General features: G+C 68.6%; 18 protein-coding genes. 9 read left to right on the forward strand and 9 right to left on the reverse strand.

The window, feature by feature from the left end; all coding sequences use genetic code 11:
• Positions 1 to 11: 11 nt before the first annotated feature.
• From kdpC to AC3WOE_RS17060, 7 genes are all read right to left on the reverse strand, one after another.
• Complete coding sequence (gene kdpC / locus AC3WOE_RS17030) at positions 12 to 587, reverse strand: potassium-transporting ATPase subunit KdpC (protein ID WP_492692068.1); 576 nt, start codon at positions 585 to 587, stop codon at positions 12 to 14.
• Positions 584 to 2,632 carry a potassium-transporting ATPase subunit KdpB gene (gene kdpB / locus AC3WOE_RS17035; RefSeq protein ID WP_492692069.1) on the reverse strand — a complete coding sequence of 683 codons (2,049 nt, stop codon included), beginning with the start codon at positions 2,630 to 2,632 and terminating at the stop codon, positions 584 to 586. Before kdpB ends, kdpC begins: the two co-directional genes overlap by 4 nt.
• Positions 2,629 to 4,416: a potassium-transporting ATPase subunit KdpA gene (gene kdpA / locus AC3WOE_RS17040; RefSeq protein WP_492692070.1), complete on the reverse strand. Its 1,788-nt coding sequence runs from the start codon at positions 4,414 to 4,416 to the stop codon at positions 2,629 to 2,631. The genes kdpB and kdpA overlap by 4 nt, the downstream gene beginning before the upstream one ends.
• 82 nt (positions 4,417 to 4,498) lie before the next feature.
• Positions 4,499 to 4,591, reverse strand: a complete 93-nt coding sequence (gene kdpF, locus AC3WOE_RS17045) for a K(+)-transporting ATPase subunit F (protein ID WP_492692071.1) — start codon at positions 4,589 to 4,591, stop codon at positions 4,499 to 4,501.
• A 177-nt stretch (positions 4,592 to 4,768) separates the two neighbouring features.
• Positions 4,769 to 5,473 carry a riboflavin synthase subunit alpha gene (locus AC3WOE_RS17050; protein ID WP_492692073.1) on the reverse strand — a complete coding sequence of 235 codons (705 nt, stop codon included), beginning with the start codon at positions 5,471 to 5,473 and terminating at the stop codon, positions 4,769 to 4,771.
• A 49-nt stretch (positions 5,474 to 5,522) separates the two neighbouring features.
• Positions 5,523 to 6,731, reverse strand: a complete 1,209-nt coding sequence (locus AC3WOE_RS17055) for an ammonium transporter (RefSeq protein ID WP_492692075.1) — start codon at positions 6,729 to 6,731, stop codon at positions 5,523 to 5,525.
• Between the two features lie 131 nt (positions 6,732 to 6,862).
• A complete protein-coding gene (locus AC3WOE_RS17060; protein WP_492692076.1) occupies positions 6,863 to 7,231 on the reverse strand; it encodes an ArsC family reductase in 369 nt (122 codons plus the stop codon).
• 47 nt (positions 7,232 to 7,278) lie between these two features.
• Here AC3WOE_RS17060 and AC3WOE_RS17065 point away from each other — a divergent pair, with 47 nt between their 5' ends.
• Genes AC3WOE_RS17065 through AC3WOE_RS17075 form a run of 3 tightly spaced genes read left to right on the forward strand, consistent with a single transcriptional unit; the run spans position 7,279 to position 10,543 of the window.
• Positions 7,279 to 9,084, forward strand: coding sequence for a methyl-accepting chemotaxis protein (locus AC3WOE_RS17065; protein ID WP_492692078.1), 1,806 nt, complete (start codon positions 7,279 to 7,281; stop codon positions 9,082 to 9,084).
• Positions 9,081 to 9,812, forward strand: coding sequence for a leucyl/phenylalanyl-tRNA--protein transferase (locus AC3WOE_RS17070; RefSeq protein WP_492692080.1), 732 nt, complete (start codon positions 9,081 to 9,083; stop codon positions 9,810 to 9,812). Before AC3WOE_RS17065 ends, AC3WOE_RS17070 begins: the two co-directional genes overlap by 4 nt.
• Positions 9,809 to 10,543 (forward strand): arginyltransferase, encoded by a 735-nt coding sequence (locus AC3WOE_RS17075; protein ID WP_492692082.1) that lies wholly within the window; start codon positions 9,809 to 9,811, stop codon positions 10,541 to 10,543. Before AC3WOE_RS17070 ends, AC3WOE_RS17075 begins: the two co-directional genes overlap by 4 nt.
• Here the strand turns inward: AC3WOE_RS17075 and AC3WOE_RS17080 are convergent.
• A complete protein-coding gene (locus tag AC3WOE_RS17080) occupies positions 10,540 to 11,802 on the reverse strand; it encodes a pyridoxal-dependent decarboxylase, exosortase A system-associated (protein WP_492692084.1) in 1,263 nt (420 codons plus the stop codon). The two genes, AC3WOE_RS17075 and AC3WOE_RS17080, sit on opposite strands and share 4 nt — an antisense overlap.
• A complete protein-coding gene (locus AC3WOE_RS17085) occupies positions 11,799 to 13,388 on the reverse strand; it encodes an acyl-CoA ligase (AMP-forming), exosortase A system-associated (protein ID WP_492692086.1) in 1,590 nt (529 codons plus the stop codon). Before AC3WOE_RS17085 ends, AC3WOE_RS17080 begins: the two co-directional genes overlap by 4 nt.
• Before the next feature lie 366 nt (positions 13,389 to 13,754).
• Between AC3WOE_RS17085 and AC3WOE_RS17090 the strand changes: the two genes are divergently transcribed.
• The 6 genes from AC3WOE_RS17090 to AC3WOE_RS17115 are packed head-to-tail and all read left to right on the forward strand — an operon-like array spanning position 13,755 to position 18,727.
• Positions 13,755 to 14,009: an acyl carrier protein gene (locus AC3WOE_RS17090; protein ID WP_492692087.1), complete on the forward strand. Its 255-nt coding sequence runs from the start codon at positions 13,755 to 13,757 to the stop codon at positions 14,007 to 14,009.
• A gap of 16 nt (positions 14,010 to 14,025) precedes the next feature.
• On the forward strand, positions 14,026 to 15,210 hold the full coding sequence (locus tag AC3WOE_RS17095; protein WP_492692089.1) for a DegT/DnrJ/EryC1/StrS family aminotransferase: 1,185 nt from the start codon (positions 14,026 to 14,028) through the stop codon (positions 15,208 to 15,210).
• Between the two features lie 19 nt (positions 15,211 to 15,229).
• Positions 15,230 to 16,255, forward strand: a complete 1,026-nt coding sequence (locus AC3WOE_RS17100) for a GNAT family N-acetyltransferase (RefSeq protein WP_492692091.1) — start codon at positions 15,230 to 15,232, stop codon at positions 16,253 to 16,255.
• Complete coding sequence (locus AC3WOE_RS17105) at positions 16,252 to 17,073, forward strand: hydrolase 2, exosortase A system-associated (protein WP_492692092.1); 822 nt, start codon at positions 16,252 to 16,254, stop codon at positions 17,071 to 17,073. The genes AC3WOE_RS17100 and AC3WOE_RS17105 overlap by 4 nt, the downstream gene beginning before the upstream one ends.
• Positions 17,070 to 18,002, forward strand: a complete 933-nt coding sequence (locus tag AC3WOE_RS17110) for a hydrolase 1, exosortase A system-associated (RefSeq protein ID WP_492692094.1) — start codon at positions 17,070 to 17,072, stop codon at positions 18,000 to 18,002. Before AC3WOE_RS17105 ends, AC3WOE_RS17110 begins: the two co-directional genes overlap by 4 nt.
• On the forward strand, positions 17,987 to 18,727 hold the full coding sequence (locus tag AC3WOE_RS17115) for a tetratricopeptide repeat protein (RefSeq protein ID WP_492692096.1): 741 nt from the start codon (positions 17,987 to 17,989) through the stop codon (positions 18,725 to 18,727). The genes AC3WOE_RS17110 and AC3WOE_RS17115 overlap by 16 nt, the downstream gene beginning before the upstream one ends.
• The last annotated feature ends 2 nt before the right edge of the window (positions 18,728 to 18,729 follow it).

An 18,729-nucleotide genomic window follows, 5' to 3' on the forward strand; every position in this document is an offset into this window, starting at 1 on the left:
CCTCTCACGCCTCACCTATGGGCCGCATCCAGAGCCAGGTTCAGGGCCAGCACATTGACGCGGGGCTCGCCGATGAAGCCCAGCCAACGCCCTTGCGTGTGCTGTTCCACCAGCGCCCTCACACGCTCGACGGGCAGGCCGCGCACACGGGCGACGCGGGCGACCTGGTAGTCGGCTGCCGCGCGGCTGACGTGGGGGTCCAGGCCGCTGGCGGAGGTGGTCACGAGATCGACTGGCACCGGCGCCGTGTTGCCCGGGTCCGCCGCGCGCAGAGCCTCGATGCGTGCCTTGACGGCGTCGACCAGGGCCGGCGCCGTCGGCGCGAGGTTGGAACCGCCGGAGTTGGCCGCGTTGTAGGGCATGGGCGCCGTGGCAGACGGCCGGCTCCAAAACCGGCCAGCGTCGGCAAAGGCCTGGCCGATCAGCTCGGAGCCGACGGGCTTGCCGTCCTTCACGACAAGACTGCCGTTGGCCTGGTGCGGAAACAGGACTTGCGCCATGCCGGTGACGGCCAGCGGATAGGCCAGGCCGGTGACGAGGCTGAGCAAGACGAACAGGGTCAGCGCGGGGCGGAGTTGGTTGTTCATGAGAAGAAGGGGGACATGAGGAGGTCGATGGCCTTGATGCCGACGAAAGGCACGATGACGCCGCCCAGGCCGTACACCAGCAGGTTGCGGCGCAGCAGGGCTGCGGCTCCGATGGCGCGGTAGCGCACGCCCTTCAGCGCCAGCGGGATCAGCACGACGATGATCAGCGCGTTGAAGATGACGGCGCTCAGGATGGCCGAGTTGGGGCTGGCCAGGTGCATGACGTTGAGGGTGGCCAGTTGCGGATAGGTCGACACGAAAGCCGCCGGCAGCACGGCGAAATACTTGGCCAGATCGTTGGCAATGCTGAAGGTTGTCAGCGAACCCCGCGTCATCAGCATCTGCTTGCCGGTCTCGACGACCTCGATGAGCTTGGTCGGGTTGCTGTCGAGGTCGACCATATTGCCGGCCTCTTTCGCGGCCTGGGTGCCGGTGTTCATGGCCACGGCCACGTCGGCCTGGGCCAGGGCCGGCGCGTCGTTGGTGCCGTCGCCGGTCATGGCGACGAGGCGGCCCTGGGCTTGGTGCTCGCGGATCAGCGCCAGCTTGGCTTCGGGTGTGGCTTCGGCGAGGAAGTCGTCCACGCCGGCTTCCGCCGCGATGGCAGCGGCTGTCAGGCGGTTGTCGCCGGTGACCATGACCGTCTTGATGCCCATGCGGCGCATCTGGGCGAAGCGCTCCTTGATGCCGGGCTTGACGATGTCCTTGAGCTCGACGACGCCCAGCACCTGGACACCGTCGGCCACCACCAGCGGCGTGCTGCCGCGTCGGGCAGCCTCGTCCACCGTGGCCTGCACGCTGACCGGCCAGCGGCCACCCAGACCTTCGACATGGGCACGCACCGCACTGCCTGCGCCCTTGCGGATCTGGCGCTGGCCGAGGTCGACGCCGCTCATGCGCGTCTGCGCCGTAAAGGGCACGAACTCGCCGCGTTGCGCCACCGCCGTAGCGCCGAACTTGCGCTCGGCCAAGGCAACGATGCTGCGTCCTTCGGGCGTCTCGTCAGCCAGGGACGCCAGGCGCGCGGCATCGGCCAGCTGGGCCTCCGAGGCACCGTCGATAGGCCAGAAGGCATCGGCCTGGCGGTTGCCCAGGGTGATGGTGCCGGTCTTGTCCAGCAGCAGCACGTCCACGTCGCCGGCGGCCTCGACGGCACGCCCCGAGGTGGCGATGACGTTGGCCTGCAGCATGCGGCTCATGCCCGCGACGCCCACGGCCGACAGCAGGCCGGCGATGGTGGTCGGGATCAGGCAGACCAGCAGGGCCACCAGCACCACCAGGCCGACCGGCTGACCCGCGCCCGCGGCGGCCACGCCGAACTGCGAGAACGGCAGCAGCGTGGCGCAGACGCCGAGGAAGACCAGGGTCAGCGCGACGAGCAGGATGGTCAGCGCGATCTCGTTGGGTGTGCGCTTGCGCTGGGCGCCCTCCACCATGGCGATCATGCGGTCGACAAAGGTCTCGCCGGGGTTGACGGCCACGCGGGCGATGACCCAGTCGGACAGCACGCGGGTGCCGCCGGTCAGCGCCGAGAAGTCACCGCCGCTTTCGCGGATGACGGGGGCCGATTCGCCGGTGATGGCGCTTTCGTCGACCGAGGCAACACCCTCGACAACCTCCGCGTCCGCGGGAACCACGTCGTGAGCCTCGACCAGCACGATCTCGCCCTTGCGCAGCGTGCCGGCCTCGCGGGGATGCCACCTCAGGCCTTCACGGGCGGCACCGGGCTTCCATTCGTCGACGACCTTGGCCCAGGTCTCCTTCTTGAGCCCGCGCAGCGAGGCCGCCTGGGCCTTGCTGCGGCCCTCGGCCAGGGCCTCGGCGAAGTTGGCGAACAGCACCGTGAACCACAGCCACACCGTCACCGCGACGACGAAGGCATCGGGCCGGGCGATGGACAGGGCCGTCGTCAGTAGGCTGCCCAGGTAGACGACGAACATCACCGGGTTGCGCAACTGCGTGCGCGGGTCCAGCTTGCGGAAGGCGTCGACCAGGGCGGCGCGGGTCAGCGCCGGGTCGAGCAGGGAAAAGCCGGCGCGGCTCATGAATTGCTCCACAGGATGAGATGCTCGACGACCGGGCCCAGGGCCAGCGCCGGCACATAGTTCAGAAGGCCGACCAGCCCCACGACGCCGATCAGCATCGCGACGAAGAGGGGGCCGTGCGTGGGCAGGGTGCCCTCGCCCGCGGCCAGGCGCTTCTTGCCCGCCAGCGAACCGGCCATGGCCAGCACCGGCACGATGACGCCGAAACGGCCTATCCACATCACCAGCCCGAGAAGCAGGTTGTAGAAGGGCGTGTTGGCCGACAGACCGGCGAAGGCGCTGCCGTTGTTGTTGCCGGCCGAGGACAGGGCATACAGCACCTCGCTGAAGCCATGCGCACCGGGCGCCGCGATGCCGGCCTTGCCCGGCTCGGCGAGGACGGCGATGGCCGTGCCCACCAGCACCGCCAGCGGCGTCAGCAGGATGGCCAGGGACACCATCTTCATCTCATGGGCCTCGATCTTCTTGCCGAGGTATTCGGGCGTGCGGCCAATCATCAGTCCTGCGACAAAGACGGCCAGGACGGCGAACACCAGCATGCCGTACAGCCCCGAGCCCACGCCGCCGAAGACGACCTCGCCGAGTTGGATCAGCACCAGGGGCACGGCACCGCCCAGGGGCGTGAAGCTGTCATGCATGGCATTGACGGCACCGCAGCTGGCGGCCGTCGTGATGACGGCGAACAGCGACGAGGCCTCGATGCCGAAGCGCACTTCCTTGCCTTCCATATTGCCGCCGGACTGCCCCGTGCTCTGGGCGGCGTCGACGCCCAGAGCGGCCAGGCGCGGGTTGCCCGCCTGCTCGGCGCCGGTCGCAATGACCACGGCGACGACGAACATCGCCGTCATTGCGCCCAGCAAGGCCCAGCCCTGGCGCATGTCGCCCACCTGGCGACCCAGGACGAAGCACAGCGCCGCCGGGATCAGGAAGATGGACAGCATCTGCAGCGCATTGGTCGCCGCCGTGGGGTTCTCGAAAGGATGGGCCGAGTTGGCGTTGAAGAAGCCGCCGCCATTGGTGCCCAGCATCTTGATGGCGAGCTGGGAGGCGACCGGACCGAGGGCGAGGCTCTGGCTCTGGCCGGACTTGTCTTCCATGACCGGCTGGCCGTCCGCGCCCTTCAACGGCTGGCCGGCCTCATCGACCTTGGCTTCCTGCCAGCTCTGGGCCTCGACGGTCGTCACGTCCTGGTAGGGCTTGAAGGTCTGCACGACGCCCATGCCGGCCAGCACCAGCGCAAACACCAGCGACAGCGGCAGCAACACCCACAGCGTGGCGCGGGTCAGGTCGGCCCAGACATTGCCGATGGCCTGGCCCGAATGGCGAGCGAAGCCGCGCAGCAGGGCCATGACGACGGCGATGCCGGTGGCGGCGGACAGGAAGTTCTGCACCGTCAACGCCAGCATCTGCGTCAGATAGCTCATCGTCGTCTCGCCGCCATAACCCTGCCAGTTGGTGTTGGTGACGAAGCTGATGGCGGTGTTGAAGGCCGAGTCCGGCGACACCGCGGCCAGCCCCTGCGGATTCAGCGGCAGCAGGTGCTGCAGGCGCTGCACGGCGTAGACGGCGGCGAAGCCCATGGCGTTGAAGATCAGCAGGCCGAGGGCGTAGCGCAGCCAGCCCTGCTCCGCATCGACGTCGACACCGGCCAGCTTGAGCAACGGCCCGTCAAAGCGACGCAGCCGCCCTTCCATGACGGCGTGAATCCAGCGCGCCAGGGGCCATGCCAATCCAAACAGCACGACGAGGAAGGCCGCCAGCTGCATCCAGGCGGAGCCGTTCATGTCAGCCCCCCGTTCGACGAGTACGTCGCACGGCCCCCCGCGGGGGCAGCCGCTCGCTCGGGGCGGCCCAGCGCAGCGCGGCTCATGACAAGTCCTCCGGGAAGAGCAAAGCCCAGAACAGATAGCCCACCAGACCGACCACGATCACGGTGGCGGCGAGTTCGAAGCCATTCATGACTTCCTCCTCGCCAACTTCTCGCAGCCCCAGGCCGCGAGCCCCGTCAGCAGCGCGAGTGCCGCGCCCAGACCCAGAAAAACGATGTCCATGACACCTCCAAAAACATGGAGGTCATTCTGGAAATCGGGCCCTCAAACCGCCGACAAGATCGCGGCGGGCGGCATCAAGAAAGCATCAAGACTTCGTCAACGCCAGCTGGGTGATGTCGATGCCACGCTCCTTGGCGATGGCTTCCAGCACCGGCAGCAGTGGGCCGAGCTTTTCGTCCAGCGCATCGCGCACCGTGTCGACGACGACCTGCGTGCTGCGCTCGATCTCGATGTGGACGGCGTCGCCGACATCCTTGGCGCCGAAGGTCGTCATGCGCAGGGTCTCGGGGATGAGCCAGACCTCGAACCAGCCCGAGCCATCGCGCTCGCGCTGGGCCTCGGCCACCGTCAGGCTGCAGCCGTTGACGCCGATATAGCCCTTGGCGAAGACATAACGCATCCACGGTGCGGGCAACGCGAAGCGGATGACATGGTTGTTGTCGGGCTTGCGGATGGCCGCGATGCGGGCCGAAACGTCCACGTGACCGGACAGCGGATGGCCGCCGATCTCGACGCCCTCTTTCGCGGCGCGCTCGACGTTCAGGCCCGAGCCCACCATCAGCCCGCCCAGCGTGGTCAGGCTCAGCGTCTGGGCCATCACGTCGAAGCTCGCCACGTCGGGCGCCGGTCTCTCGGTGACGGTCAGGCAGACACCGTCGCAGGAGACGCTGGCGCCGATGGCCAGTTCCGCGTCGAAGCCCTGCGGGAACTTCAGGTGCAGGGTGTGCAGGCCCTCGCGCGCCTCGATGGATTCGACGTGGGCGACGCCCTGGACAATGCCTGTGAACATGAATGAAACAGGCCTCCACGGAGGCCCTCAGAACAGCGTTCGGGTCAGCTTACCAGCTCACTTCGCGGTCCGGTGTCGACCCGATCTTGTGGATGGACAGGTCGGCGCCTTCGAACTCCTGCTCGGCGTCCAGGCGCAGGCCGGTGATCTTGCGGATCACGCCATAGACGACGATGCCGCCGAGCAGCGCCCAGGCCACGCCGCCCAGGGTGCCGATCAGCTGGGCGCCGAAGGACACGCCGCCGATGCCGCCCAGCGCCTTCTGGCCGAAGATGCCGCAGGCGATGCCGCCCCAGGCGCCGCACAGGCCGTGCAGGGGCCAGACGCCCAGCACGTCGTCAATCTTCCAGCGGTTCTGGGTCAGGGTGAAGAACTGGACGAAGAGCCAGCCGGCCACGCCGCCGGTGACCAGGGCGCCGATGGGGTGCATGACGTCCGAACCCGCGCAGACGGCCACCAGGCCGGCCAGCGGGCCGTTGTAGGCAAAGCCCGGGTCGTTGCGACCCAGCAGCACGGCCACGAGAGTCCCGCCCGTCATCGCCATCAGCGAGTTGACGGCCACCAGGCCCGACATCTTGTCCAGCGTCTGCGCGCTCATCACATTGAAGCCGAACCAGCCCACCGTCAGCACCCAGGCGCCCAGGGCGAGGAAAGGGATGCTGGAGGGCGGATGGGCGCTCATGGCGCCGTCCTTGCGGTAGCGGTTCAGGCGCGGGCCCAGCAGCAGCACGGCGGCCAGGGCTATCCAGCCGCCGACGGCATGGACGACGACGCTGCCGGCGAAGTCATGGAATTCGGCGCCGGTGGCCGCCTTCAGCCAGGCCTGGACGCCAAACGCCTGGTTCCAGGCGATGCCCTCGAAGAAGGGGTAGACGAAGCCGACGATGACGCAGGTGGCCGCCAGCTGCGGACCGAAGCGGGCCCGCTCGGCGATGCCGCCCGAGACGATGGCGGGAATGGCGGCCGCAAAGGTCAGCAGGAAGAAGAACTTGACCAGCTCATAGCCGTTCTTCTGCGCCAGCTGCTCGGCGCCGACGAAGAAATGCGTGCCATAGGCGACGAGGTAGCCGACCAGGAAGTAGGCCAGCGTGGAGACGGCGAAATCCACCAGGATCTTGACCAGCGCATTGACCTGGTTCTTCTTGCGTACCGTGCCCAGCTCGAGGAAGGCAAAACCCGCATGCATGGCGAGCACCATGATGGCACCCAGGAGGATGAAGAGCGCATCTGCGCCCTGCTTGATCGATGTCGTCTCCAATGCGGTCTCCGGCCGGCGGCTCCAGACTTGGGCGACATGCACCAAGCCGAGCCAAACCGCACCGAAATTGCAAATTCAATGCCCGCTTTTAAGGCGTGGATTTGCGGGCGCATGGCACCAGAAAGCGGCGCTCAGCTCTTTTTTGGTGCAATCAATGCACTCTTCTCGAACGCATCTGCACTGAATCCGAGCGTCCAGTGCCCGTCCGGCCAACGCACGACGGGCCGCTTGATGACGCTGGGTTCCGCCACCATCAGTGCGATGGCCGACGCGTCGTCCACGATCGCGGCTTTGGCCGCGTCGTCCAGCTTGCGCCAGGTGTTGCCGGCGCGATTGACGATCCGGTCGCGGCCGAAGGCCTTGATCCAGGCGGGCAGCAGCTCAGCGGGAACGCCCTGCTTCTTGAAGTCGTGGAAGGCAACTTCCAGTCCCTGGTCGGCCAGCCAGGTGCGGGCCTTCTTGACGGTGTCGCAGTTGGGGATGCCGTAGACGGTGATCATGGCGGCAAAGCTACCATGAAGTCCCACTTCGACCCTCGGGAGATGCGATGCTGAAGACGATCAAGAGCCGCCTGCTCGCGGCCTGTCTGGGCCTGATGGTGGTGTCCGTGCTGCTGGCGACGTTGACCAGCTATCGCGCCGCGCGCAGCACCATCCTGCACGACCTGGCCTCACAGCTGAGCGCCAACAGCCAGGCCCAAGCCGACCGCATCGCCTCCTGGGCGAGCGCCCAGAAGCATGTCGTGCAGGCCCTGGCCCCGGCGGTGGAGGCCGCCGACCCGGCTCCGTCTCTGCAACAGGCCCTGACATCCGGGGCCCTGGACCTGGCCTATGTCGGCGGCGCCGACAAGCGCATGGTGTCCGTGCCCGACCGACAGCGGGCGGCCGACTACGACCCCACGTCGCGCGCTTGGTACAAGCTGGCGTCCACCAGCCAGCAGGCCGTGCTGACGGCCCCCTACATCGCCGCCTCGTCCAAGAAGCTCGTCGTCACCTTCGCCTACGCAGTGCGCTCCTCCGGCGAGGTCAAAGGGGTCGCAGGCTCGGACGTGACGCTGGACGAAGTGGTCAGCACCGTGAACCAACTCAAGCCGACACCGTCCGGATTTGCCTTCCTGGCCGACAGGGAGGGCAAGATCATCGCCCACCCCGACGCCCAATTGACCCTCAAGCCCATGACGGAGCTGTCGGCCGACCTGTCGGTCGCCAAGCTGACGGGCGCCGGAGCGGAGGACCTGGTGGAAGCCGGTGTGGGCGAACGGCGCTTCTTCCTGCGCGCCGCACCCGTGGCCGGCACGGACTGGCTGCTGGTCACCGCGGCCGAGCGCGGCGAGGCACTGGCCTCGCTGGGAGCCCTGCTACGCGACGCCGGCATCGCCCTGGTGCTGCTGCTGGTCGGTGCGACGCTGTTCGCCACCTGGCTGGTCAACTCCCTGCTGCATCGCCTGGTCGTCGTGAAGGACGCCATGCTGCAGATCGGCAGCGCCGGGGGCGGCGACCTGACCCAACGCCTGAACGATGCCGGAGAGGATGAGCTCAGCGCCATCGCGCGTGCCTTCAACCAGTTCGTGTCACAGATCGAATCGGTCATGCGCGGCGTGGCAACCAGTGCGGATTCCATCGCGACAGCCTCGCGGGAGATCGCAGCCGGCGCCCAGGACCTCAGCGGCCGCACCGAAAGCGCCGCGGCCAGCCTGGAGGAAACCGCGTCGTCCATGCAGCACATCACCGAAACCGTGCAGCGTAGCGCCGACCAGGCCCGCGAGGCCGATGGCCATGCGCGCAGCACCGCCGACGTGGCCCAGCGCGGTGGCCACGTCGCCCAGCAGGTGGCCGAGACGATGCAGGACATCAGCGCCAGCTCCACGCGCATCAACGACATCATCGGCACCATCGACGGCATCGCCTTCCAGACCAATATCCTGGCGCTGAACGCCGCCGTGGAAGCGGCGCGCGCCGGTGAGCAGGGGCGTGGTTTTGCGGTCGTGGCCGGGGAGGTGCGCGCCCTCGCACAGCGCAGCGCACAGGCCGCCAAGGAGATCAAGGGGCTGATCGGCAGCAGCGTCGAACGCGTGGCCGACGGCAGCCGCCTGGTCGACGAAAGCGCACAGACGATGCAGGAGATCCTGCGCAGCGTGCAGAGCGTGACCACCATCGTGACCGAGATCAGTGCCGGTGCCGCCGAGCAGAGCCGCGGCATCGGTGAAGTCAACACCGCCGTCCTGCAACTCGACCAGATGACTCAGCAGAACGCGGCCCTGGTGGAACAATCCGCCGCGGCCGCGGAAAGCCTGAAGGACCAGGCGGCTCAGCTGTCCCAGATCGTCGCGACGTTCCGCATCGGGCGCTCATGATTGACTGGCTGGACGACGAGACGCTGGACTTCCCGCCCAGCCACCGCGCGCTTGGCCCCGAGACCGATGCCCCGGGCCTGCTGGCCGCTGGCGGCAGCCTGACCCCGGAACGCCTGGAAGCCGCTTACCGCCGCGGCATCTTTCCCTGGTACGGCCCGGGCCAGCCGCCGCTGTGGTGGGCGCCCGACCCGCGCATGGTGCTGGAGACGGCCAACTTCAGGCTGTCGCGATCCCTGCGCAAGACGGTGCAGCGCTTTGCCGCCACGCCCGGCTGCGAGATCCGCATCGATTTCGACCGTGCCGCCGTGCTCGAGGCCTGCGCCAGCGTGCCGCGCGAGGGCCAGTCGGGCACCTGGATCGTCCCCGAACTGCAGGCCGCCTACCTGGCCTGGCCGGCCATGCACAGCATCGAGACCTGGGTGGACGGCCAACTGGCTGGCGGCCTCTACGGCGTCAACTTAGGCGCCATGTTCTATGGCGAATCCATGTTCATGCGCCGCACCGACGCATCCAAGGTCGCCCTGTGCGCCCTGATCTGCCTGTGCCGTGAGTTCGGCATTCCCTGGATCGACTGCCAGCAGAACACCCCCCATCTGGCGTCCCTCGGTGCGGCAGAAGTCCCACGGGCGGCCTTCGAGGACCATCTGGCCACGCATGTGGGTGAAGCCTCGCCCGGGCCCTGGACCTATCATCCGGACTACTGGCACCGGATCCTCGACCTCACGTGACCCACCCCAAAGAACTGCCGCTCGCGCAAATCCAGTTCTATGCCACGGCCGCCTACCCGTGCAGCTATGTGTCGGGTCGCCAGGCGCGTTCCCAGGTCGCGACGCCCAGCCACCTGATCCACGCCGACGCCTATTCCAACCTGGTGGCCGCGGGTTTCCGCCGCAGCGGCCTCTTCACCTACCGCCCCTATTGCGACCAGTGTCGTGCCTGCATCGCCCTGCGCGTGCCGGTGGGCAGCTTCGAACCCACCCGCAGCCAAAAGCGCGCCTGGAAGGCCCACAGCCCCCTGCAGGCCAAGGTCATGCGCCTGGGCTATTCGCCCGAGCACTACGCCCTCTATCTGCGCTACCAGGCAGGCCGGCACAGCGGCGGCGGCATGGACCACGACAGCGTCGACCAGTACACCCAGTTCCTGCTGCAGTCGCGCATCAACTCACGCCTGGTCGAGTTCCGCGAGACCATGCCCGACGGCAGCACCCCGCTGCGCATGGTGTCCATCCTCGACATCCTCAACGACGGCCTGTCGGCGGTCTACACCTTCTACGACCCCGACGTGGCGGGCAGCTTCGGTACCTATGGCGTGCTGTGGCAGATCCAGCAGGCCAGGGAACTCAAGCTCGCCCACCTCTACCTCGGCTACTGGATCGAGGAGAGCCCCAAGATGGCCTACAAGGCCGGCTTCAGGCCGCACCAGATCCTGCAGAACGGGGTCTGGACGGACGTGGGCTAAACCAGGACTTCCGCCACGGTCGGGTGACCCAGAAAGCCCTCCGGGCTGGCACTGCGGCCATAGGCGCCGCTCTGGTAGATGACGGCGAGGTCGTCGATCTCGCCCTTGGCCATCTCCATGCGGTCGGCCAGCAGGTCCAGCGGCGTGCACAGCGGGCCGACGACGCTGGCGGCCTCGGTAGCCGACTCCTCGCGGCCTTGCGGCTCGACCGAGGCCGGGTAGTTCTTGCGCAGCACCTGGCCGAAGTTGCCCGAGGCCGACAGGTGGTGGTGCAGGCCGCCGTCAGCAATCAGGAAGACCTGGCCGCGCGAGACCTTGCGGTCGACGACGCGGCTGACATAGACGCCCGCCTCGCCCACCAGATAACGGCCCAGTTCGATGACCAGCTTGGCGGCCGGCAGGTCGCTCCGGGCTCGCGCCTGCAGGGCGGCCAGGTTGTCGGCGATGGGGGCCAGGTCCAGGCGCGACTCGCCCGGGAAATAGGGAATGCCGAAGCCGCCGCCCAGGTTCAGGAACTTGACCGGCGAAGGCGCGGCCTCGGCCAGGCGCAGGGCCAGCTCATAGCTCTTCAGTTGGGCCTCGCAGATGGCCTCGGCCTTGAGGTTCTGCGATCCGGCAAACAGATGGAAGCCTTCGAAGGCGAGGCCATCGCCGCTGAGGCGGCCGACCTCGGCCAGCACCTCCGGCAGGGCCTCGGCATCGATGCCGAACTGCTTGGGGCCGCCGCTCATTCGCATGCCCGAGCCCTTGAGCTCGAAGTCGGGGTTGACGCGCAGGGCCACGCGGGCCGGCAGGCCCAGGCGCTGGGAAGCGCGCGCCAGCGGCGCCAGTTCACGCGCCGACTCGACATTGACGAGCACGCCGGCCGCGACAGCCTGGCCCAGCTCGATATCGCGCTTGCCGGGGCCGGCGAAGCTGATCTCGTGCGGGTCGGCGCCGGCATTCAGGGCCACCTGCAGCTCGCCCGCCGAGGCCACGTCGATGCCGTCCACCAGGCCGGCCATCAGCTGGACCAGGGCCGGCATGGGGTTGGCCTTCATCGCGTAATGCAGCTCGACACCCTTGGGCAGAGCCGCACGCAGCTCGGCGACGCGAGCCTTCAACAGGCCACGGTCATAGGCATAGAAAGGCGTCTGGCCGACGCGCTCGGCAAGCACCGACAGGCGCTGGCCGCCGACCAGCAGCTCGCCCTGGGCATCGCGGGGGAAGAGGACGGGGGCGTGCTCGAGGGCACGCTTCACGGGGGTAGGTTCGCTCATGCGGGGTGGCGTTCGGCCCAGTCGGTCGACAGGGTCTTGCGGTCGATCTTGCCGTTGGGGTTGCGCGGCAGCGGGCCCGAACGGACGTCGATGCCGTGGGGCACCATGTAGGCGGGCATGCGGGCCTTGCAGGCGGCGGTCAGCGCGGCCAGGTCCAGCAAAGCGGCGCCTTCCGGCGGCGTGGCGATGACCTGGATGGCCTGGCCCAGGGTGTCGTGATAGACGCCGAAGGCCACGCATTCGCCGACCAGGCCGGTGGCGTAGAGGATCTCCTCGACCTCGGTGGGGCTGACGCGGTAGCCCGAGGTCTTCATCATCTCGTCGCGGCGGCCGACGAAATAGAGGAAGCCTTCGGCGTCGCGCTTGACGGTGTCGCCGGAGAACACGGCGAACTCGGGCAGTTGCAGGCCGGCTTCACGGCCGCCCACACCCACCGGCAAAGGCTTGTAGCGCTCGGCCGTCTTCTCGGCATCGTTCCAGTAGCCCAGACCCACCAGGGCGCCGCGATGCACCAGCTCACCAGGCTCGTCCGGCGCGCATTCGCTGCCGTCCTCGCGCAGCACCAGGATCTCGGCGTTGGGAATGGCCTTGCCGATGGAATCCGGGCGGCGGTCCACCTCGCTGGGCGGCAGATAGGTCGAGCGGAAGGCCTCGGTCAGGCCGTACATCAGGAAGGGCCGGGCCGACGGTGCCTTGGCGCGCAGCAGGTCCAACGTCGCGCGCGGCATGCGGCCACCGGTGTTGGCGAAGTAGCGCAGGTTGGCATCGATGGCGGCCGGCCATTCGAGCTGGGTCAGCTGGATGTAGAGCGGCGGCACCGCGGTCAGGCCGGTGACCTTCTCCCGCTCCAGGGCCTTGAGCACGTCCTTGGGCAGCAGATAGTTGAGCAGCACAACGCGCGCGCCGCTGTGGAAGGCCGTGGTCAGCTGGCTGAAGCCGGCGTCGAAGGACAGCGGCAAGGCCGCCAGCAGGGTGTCGCTGGCACGGTTTTCAAGGTAGCTGGCCACGCTCTTGCCGCCCGCCACCATATTGCGGTGGGACAGCACCACGCCCTTGGGCCGGCCGGTCGAGCCCGAGGTGTAGAGGATGGCCGTCATGTCGGTGTCGATGACGCGGTGGCCGGCGCGAGCGGGCGAGGCCAGCAGCTGGGCCCAGTCATGCACCGGCACCGGAGCCGAACCCGCACCGCTGGTCAGCACCACCTGGCGCAGCGAGGGGCATTGGGTCAGCACATCGCCCAACTGGGCCAGGCGCTCGGGCGAGGTGACCAGCACTCGCACATCGCAGTCGCGCAGGATGAAGCCGACCTGGTCGGGCTTGAGCAGGGGGTTCAGCGGCACGAAGACGCCACCGGCCGCCGGGGCGCCGAAGCTGGCGACGACGGTCTCGAAACGCTTTTCCAGATAGATGGCCACCCGTTCGCCACGGGCCAGGCCGAGCTGCATCAGGCCGCTGGCAAAGCCGCGCACGGCGGCGTCCAAATCGCCGTAGCTCAGCGTGTGCGCTCCGTAGGTGAGCGCCGGAGCCTCGGGCGTTCGCTCGGCGGCAACGGCCACCAGCTCGTTCAACAGGGTCGATTCGGGCATGAAAAAAGTATCTCACGCGCCCCCGGGCCGAGGGGTGGCCGCCCCCGGGGGCAAGGGGGCGGCCGGCTAAACTGCGCGGCTGCTTTTTTGGACGGACGGAACCTGTTGACGCTACGGGAATCGGATGCGTTGCCACTCAAAAGCCCGCGAGTAAGGCGCGAGGTCGAAGCTGGGGTCGTCCCCAGCGAGACTTCGCAACGCCGCGCGCGGGCTTTTGAGTGACAACCCTTCGGGAGAGGGTCTGCGCGGGCGCATGGCGTTGTTGCGCGCCTTGCCCGGGCAACCAGCCCGGGCTTCGGCGTGCGCCTAGCCCTGCACCCGCGCAGACCCTCTCGCATCGATTCCCGCAGCGTTAACAGGTTCCCAATGGACAAGGATCAGGTTCTCGGCCACGTGCTGAGGCTTCTCGACGACGTGCTGAGCCTGAACGGCCGCGCCCAGACCTTCACCCGCGACACCGCCCTGCTCGGCGCCCTGCCCGAGCTGGACTCGATGGCCGTCGTCAGCCTGATCACGGCGCTGGAAGAACAGCTGGGCCTGGTGGTCGACGATGACGACATCGACGGCGACACCTTCGCCACGGTCGGCTCGCTGGCGGACTTCGTCGCCGCCCGGCTCTGATCGATCCCCATCGCGCATGAACGCCGACGTCAGCACGCCTCGCGCGGTTCCCCGGCATCCGGTGCCGGGGCCGCACAACCGGCAGCCCGACAACGGCACCCAGGCACTGACCTGCCTGCTCGACCAGCCGGGCGCCTTGTTGACCAGCAGCGGCCGCGCGGCCATCCTGCTCGGCCTGGAGAGCCTGGCGCTCCAGCCGGGCCAGCGCGTGCTGGTGCCCAGCTACCACTGCCCCACCATGGTGTCGCCCGTGCTGACGCTGGGGCATGAGCTGGGCTTCTATCCGATTGACGCCGACGGCCGCCCCAGCCTGGATTGGCTGGAACAGCACGCCCCGGCCGACACCCGGGTGCTGTGCGTGGCCCACTTCTTCGGCTTGCCGCTGGATCTCCGCGAAGTGCACGCCTGGTGCCAGCGGCGCGGCGTGCTGATGCTCGAGGATTGCGCGCATGCCATGTTCGGGCAGGGCCCCGGGGGCGCCGTGGGTGCGCTGGGTGACGTGGTCATCGCCAGCCTGCCCAAGTTCTTTGCCGCCCAGGAAGGTGGCGTGCTGCTGACCCGGCGACCGGCCCGGCCGGTGGCGGCCCTGCAGCCCGCTGGCCTGAAACGCCAGCTGAAAGCCGCACTGGACGACATCGAGATCAGCGCACGCCATGACCGGCTGGGGCACTGGCGCCTCTGGGCCGGCCCCTTGCTGGCGCTCAAGCAGGCCCTGCGCGGCAAGCCCCAAGCGCAGGCCGGCACCGCGCCCCAGCCCACCCACTTCGATCCCTCGAGCGACTACGCGCGCATCGACGTCGAGCAATGCCATCGCGCCCCGGTGCGGGCCGCCGTTCAGGCCGCCCTGGGCTCCTCGCGAGGCCGCGTCGTCACCAGGCGGCAGCGCCACTACCGCGCCATGGCCCAGGCGCTGACCGGGCAGCCGGGCATGCGCCCGCTGTTCCCGACGCTGTCGGAACATAGCGCGCCCTATGTATTTCCGCTCTGGATCGACGACCCCGACCCTGCCTACCAGGCGCTGAAAACGCTGGGCGTCCCGGTGTCGCGCTGGGATTGGCTGTGGCCGGGGGTGCCGGAATTCGCCGGCGATCACGGAAAAACCTGGTCTCGCCACGTCATGCAACTGCACTGCCATCAAGACATGAGCGACGAGGACCGACACTGGGTGATCAACGCCCTCCTTACCTACCGCAAGAGTTGACTTGAAAACAACTTCAAAGATGGACTGGAAACTCGTTCCGGCAAAGCAGCTGGCCGGCCTGGCCGCGCAGTGGGATGCCCTGCAGGCCAGGACGCTGCCGCATGCCTTCCTGCGCAGCGATTTCCTGCTGTGCCTGCTGGAGCAGTTCGGCCATGGCCAGGAGTTGCTCGCCTACTGCGAGCAAGACGGCGCCTGGTCGGCGGCGCTGCTGATCCAACCGCAGAGCATGGGGCGCTGGAACAGCTTCCAGCCCTCCCAGTTGCCGCTGGGTCCGGTGCTGCTGCCGGATGGCGAAGACATCGAGGCCGCCCTGCAGTCCCTGCTGCGCGCCCTGCCCGGCCTGGCCCTGACCGTCGGGCTGACGCAGCTGGACTCGCTGGTCCACGCCGGCCCCTATGAGGGCCCACGGCTGCGCCGCCAGCACTACATCGACACCGCCTGGGTCGACGTCGAGAACGGCTTCGAGGCCTATTGGGAGAGCCGCGGCAAGAACCTGCGCCAGAACACCCGCAAGCAGCTGAAGAAGGTCGAGGCTGGCGGCGCGACGCCGCGGCTGGACATGATCGACACGCCGCAAGACGTCGCAACCGCCATCAAGCAGTACGGCGTGCTGGAAGCCAGCGGCTGGAAGGCCGAGCTCGGCACCGCCATTTCCGAGGACGGCGCCCAGGGGCGCTTCTACCGCCAGGCACTGGAAAGCGCCGCGGCGGCGGGCCGCGCCCGCATCTACCGCTACTGGTTCGGCGACGAGGTCGTCGCGATGGACCTGTGCGTGCACCAGGAGGACCGCCTGGTGATCCTGAAGACCGCCTACCAGCAGGCCCACCAGGCGGTGTCGCCGTCGACGCTGATGCGCGCCGAGGAGTTCAAGCTTCTTTTCGACGAAGGCCGTTTCAAGCGCATCGAGTTCTTCGGCCGCGTGATGGAGTGGCATACGCGCTGGACCGACAACAGCCGCCAGCTCTTCCACCTCACCGCCTACCGCTGGGGCTGGCTCAAGGCGCTGCAGGACTGGCTCAACCGCAGCAAGACGCGAGCAGCTTGAACACCTCGACCGACGTCTTCTTCCTGCCCACTGGCGACGAGCAGCGGCTGTGCCTCTTCCATGCGCCGGCGCAGGCGTTTGCCGAGCGGCCGCGCGGCCTCGTCCTCTATCTGCACCCCTTCGCCGAAGAGATGAACAAGTCGCGCCGCATGGCGGCCCTGGCCTGCCGGGCCCTGGCCGACGCCGGCTTTGCCGTGCTGCAGATGGACTTGCGCGGCTGCGGCGACTCGTCGGCCGATTTCGGTGATGCGAGCTGGGCTGACTGGCAGGCGGACGTGCGCCTGGGCCTGGATTGGCTGGACGCCCATGTGCCTGGCTCGGACGCAACGCCGCTGTGGCTGTGGGGCCTGCGGGCCGGCTGCCTGCTGGCCAGCGCCGACTGGGGCCGGCCGCTGAACTACCTGTTCTGGCAGCCGATGACCAACGGCAAGCTGGCCCTGCAGCAGTTCCTGCGCCTGAAACTGGCCGCCGAGATGGCTGGCGGCGCCAGCAAGGGACTGATGGACCAGATGAAGACCGAGCTCGCCTCGGGGCGCCTGGTCGAGGTCGCCGGCTACCGCCTGGGTGCCCCCTTGGCCCAAGGCCTGGAAGCCGCCCGGCTCGCACCCGCCGGCGCGGCCGGCCGCGTCGAATGGCTGGAGCTCAGCACCCGCGAGGACGCCGGACTGACGCCGGTCAGCGAACAGGCCATCAAGGCCTGGCAGGACGCCGGCTGGAGCGTGCGCGCCCAGATCGTGCAGGGGCCGGGCTTCTGGGCCACCAGCGAGATCGAACTCGCGCCGGCGCTGATCGCGCGTACCGTGGAGGCCTTGGCATGACGCAGCCCCCACGCTCGCCCGCCGAGCTGCCCCCCGAGGGGGCGGCCAGCGGCTTCGGGCGGCCGGGCGCCGCTGGCAAGGAATCCGTGCTGAGCTTCGACTGTGAAGGCCAGCGCCTGGTCGGCATCCTGGCCGAACCGGCGACCGGCGAGCCGGCCGAGGTGGGTGTGGTCATCATCGTCGGCGGCCCGCAATACCGCGCCGGCAGCCATCGCCAGTTCACGCTGCTGGCTCGCCACCTGGCTGCAAACGGATTTGCCGCACTGCGCTTCGACTACCGCAGCATGGGCGACAGCCCCGGCGACACGCGCGACTTCCTCGCCGTGGATGCCGACATCAAGGCCGCCATCGACGCCCTGCTGGCCGCCCGCCCGGCGCTGAAGCGCGTGGCCCTCTGGGGCCTGTGCGACGCCGCTTCGGCCGCCCTGCTCTACCTGGAGTCGACCCGCGATGACCGTGTCGCCGGTGCCGCCCTGCTCAACCCCTGGGCCCGCTCCGCGGCGACGCTGGCGCAGACGCATGTGAAGCACTACTACTGGCGCCGCCTGCGCCAGAAGGAGTTCTGGCTCAAGCTGCTCAAGGGCGGCATCGGTGTCAAGGCCTTGAGCACCCTGGGCAGCAACCTGCGCCTGGCCCGTGGCGCCGGCAAGCCCAAGGCCGAGTCGCGCAGCTTCCAGGATCGCATGGCCGCCGGCCTGCGGGACTTCGACGGACCGGTGCTGCTCATCCTCAGCGGCGATGACTACACTGCCCGCGAGTTCGTTGGTTACGCCCGGTCCTCGGCGGCTTGGCAGGGCCTGCTCGTGCGCCCGACGCTGGATCTGCACGACATGCCGACGGCCGATCACACGTTTTCGGCGATACAGGACCAGGACTCCCAATGTCGCATCTGTTTGGACTGGTTGAGGACACGATGCCTAGCACTCTGAACCCCATGACCCACGCCCGCCGCGCCGCCTTGGCGCTGGCCGTTTCGCTGGCCGCACTGCCGGCCGCAGCCCAGATGCAGCGCCCTGCGCTGGCCCCTGAGGGCTGCGGCGAAACGCACAACACCTATGGCCCCTTCGACTATCGCACGGCCCAGCCGTCGCAGCGCTATATCGTCGAGATCGCCCACTTCACGCACGGCGTCGAGACGCTGACCAAGGGGGCCACCGGCCCCTTCGGCAACGACATCGGCTACACGCTGGCGGTGTTCCCCAACCACCCGCGGGCCATCCAGTCCGTCGAACGTCTGGCCGAGAAGGAAAAATCCGATCCGCCGAAGGGCGCCGACATGACCGTCGAGTGCTACTACGCCCGCGGCATGAACTACGTGCCCGAAGACCTGGTGTTCCGCATGCTCTACGTGAGCTATCTGACCCGGCGCAACCGCCTCGACGAAGCGCGCAAGTTCCTCGACTACGTCGTCGACAAAGGTGCCGAGAGCCCGCTGACGCAGTTCAACGCCGGCATGCTGTTCTTCGACATGAAGGACTACGACAAGGCGCTGATCCAAGCCCACCGCGTCATTGCCATGGGCATGACCCGGCCCGACCTGCGCGACCGCCTGAACTCGGTCGGCCGCTGGAAGGAGCCCGAGCCGGCCGAGGCACCTGACGCTGCCGCGTCCGCCGCCCCGGCGGCGTCGGCCGCCTCCCAGACCTCCCGCTGAGC

The sequence above is a fragment of the Roseateles sp. FW305-36 genome (assembly GCF_058787015.1).

Coding starts and splice junctions, on each gene's coding strand:
- kdpF (WP_492692071.1), bottom strand. CDS start 4,591: ATGAATGGCTTCGAACTCGCCGCCACCGTGATCGTGGTCGGTCTGGTG.
- AC3WOE_RS17090 (WP_492692087.1), top strand. CDS start 13,755: ATGGACAAGGATCAGGTTCTCGGCCACGTGCTGAGGCTTCTCGACGAC.
- AC3WOE_RS17115 (WP_492692096.1), top strand. CDS start 17,987: ATGCCTAGCACTCTGAACCCCATGACCCACGCCCGCCGCGCCGCCTTG.
- kdpC (WP_492692068.1), bottom strand. CDS start 587: ATGAACAACCAACTCCGCCCCGCGCTGACCCTGTTCGTCTTGCTCAGC.
- AC3WOE_RS17095 (WP_492692089.1), top strand. CDS start 14,026: ATGAACGCCGACGTCAGCACGCCTCGCGCGGTTCCCCGGCATCCGGTG.
- AC3WOE_RS17080 (WP_492692084.1), bottom strand. CDS start 11,802: ATGAGCGAACCTACCCCCGTGAAGCGTGCCCTCGAGCACGCCCCCGTC.
- AC3WOE_RS17050 (WP_492692073.1), bottom strand. CDS start 5,473: ATGTTCACAGGCATTGTCCAGGGCGTCGCCCACGTCGAATCCATCGAG.
- AC3WOE_RS17085 (WP_492692086.1), bottom strand. CDS start 13,388: ATGCCCGAATCGACCCTGTTGAACGAGCTGGTGGCCGTTGCCGCCGAG.
- AC3WOE_RS17060 (WP_492692076.1), bottom strand. CDS start 7,231: ATGATCACCGTCTACGGCATCCCCAACTGCGACACCGTCAAGAAGGCC.
- AC3WOE_RS17070 (WP_492692080.1), top strand. CDS start 9,081: ATGATTGACTGGCTGGACGACGAGACGCTGGACTTCCCGCCCAGCCAC.
- kdpB (WP_492692069.1), bottom strand. CDS start 2,632: ATGAGCCGCGCCGGCTTTTCCCTGCTCGACCCGGCGCTGACCCGCGCC.
- AC3WOE_RS17100 (WP_492692091.1), top strand. CDS start 15,230: ATGGACTGGAAACTCGTTCCGGCAAAGCAGCTGGCCGGCCTGGCCGCG.
- AC3WOE_RS17065 (WP_492692078.1), top strand. CDS start 7,279: ATGCTGAAGACGATCAAGAGCCGCCTGCTCGCGGCCTGTCTGGGCCTG.
- kdpA (WP_492692070.1), bottom strand. CDS start 4,416: ATGAACGGCTCCGCCTGGATGCAGCTGGCGGCCTTCCTCGTCGTGCTG.
- AC3WOE_RS17110 (WP_492692094.1), top strand. CDS start 17,070: ATGACGCAGCCCCCACGCTCGCCCGCCGAGCTGCCCCCCGAGGGGGCG.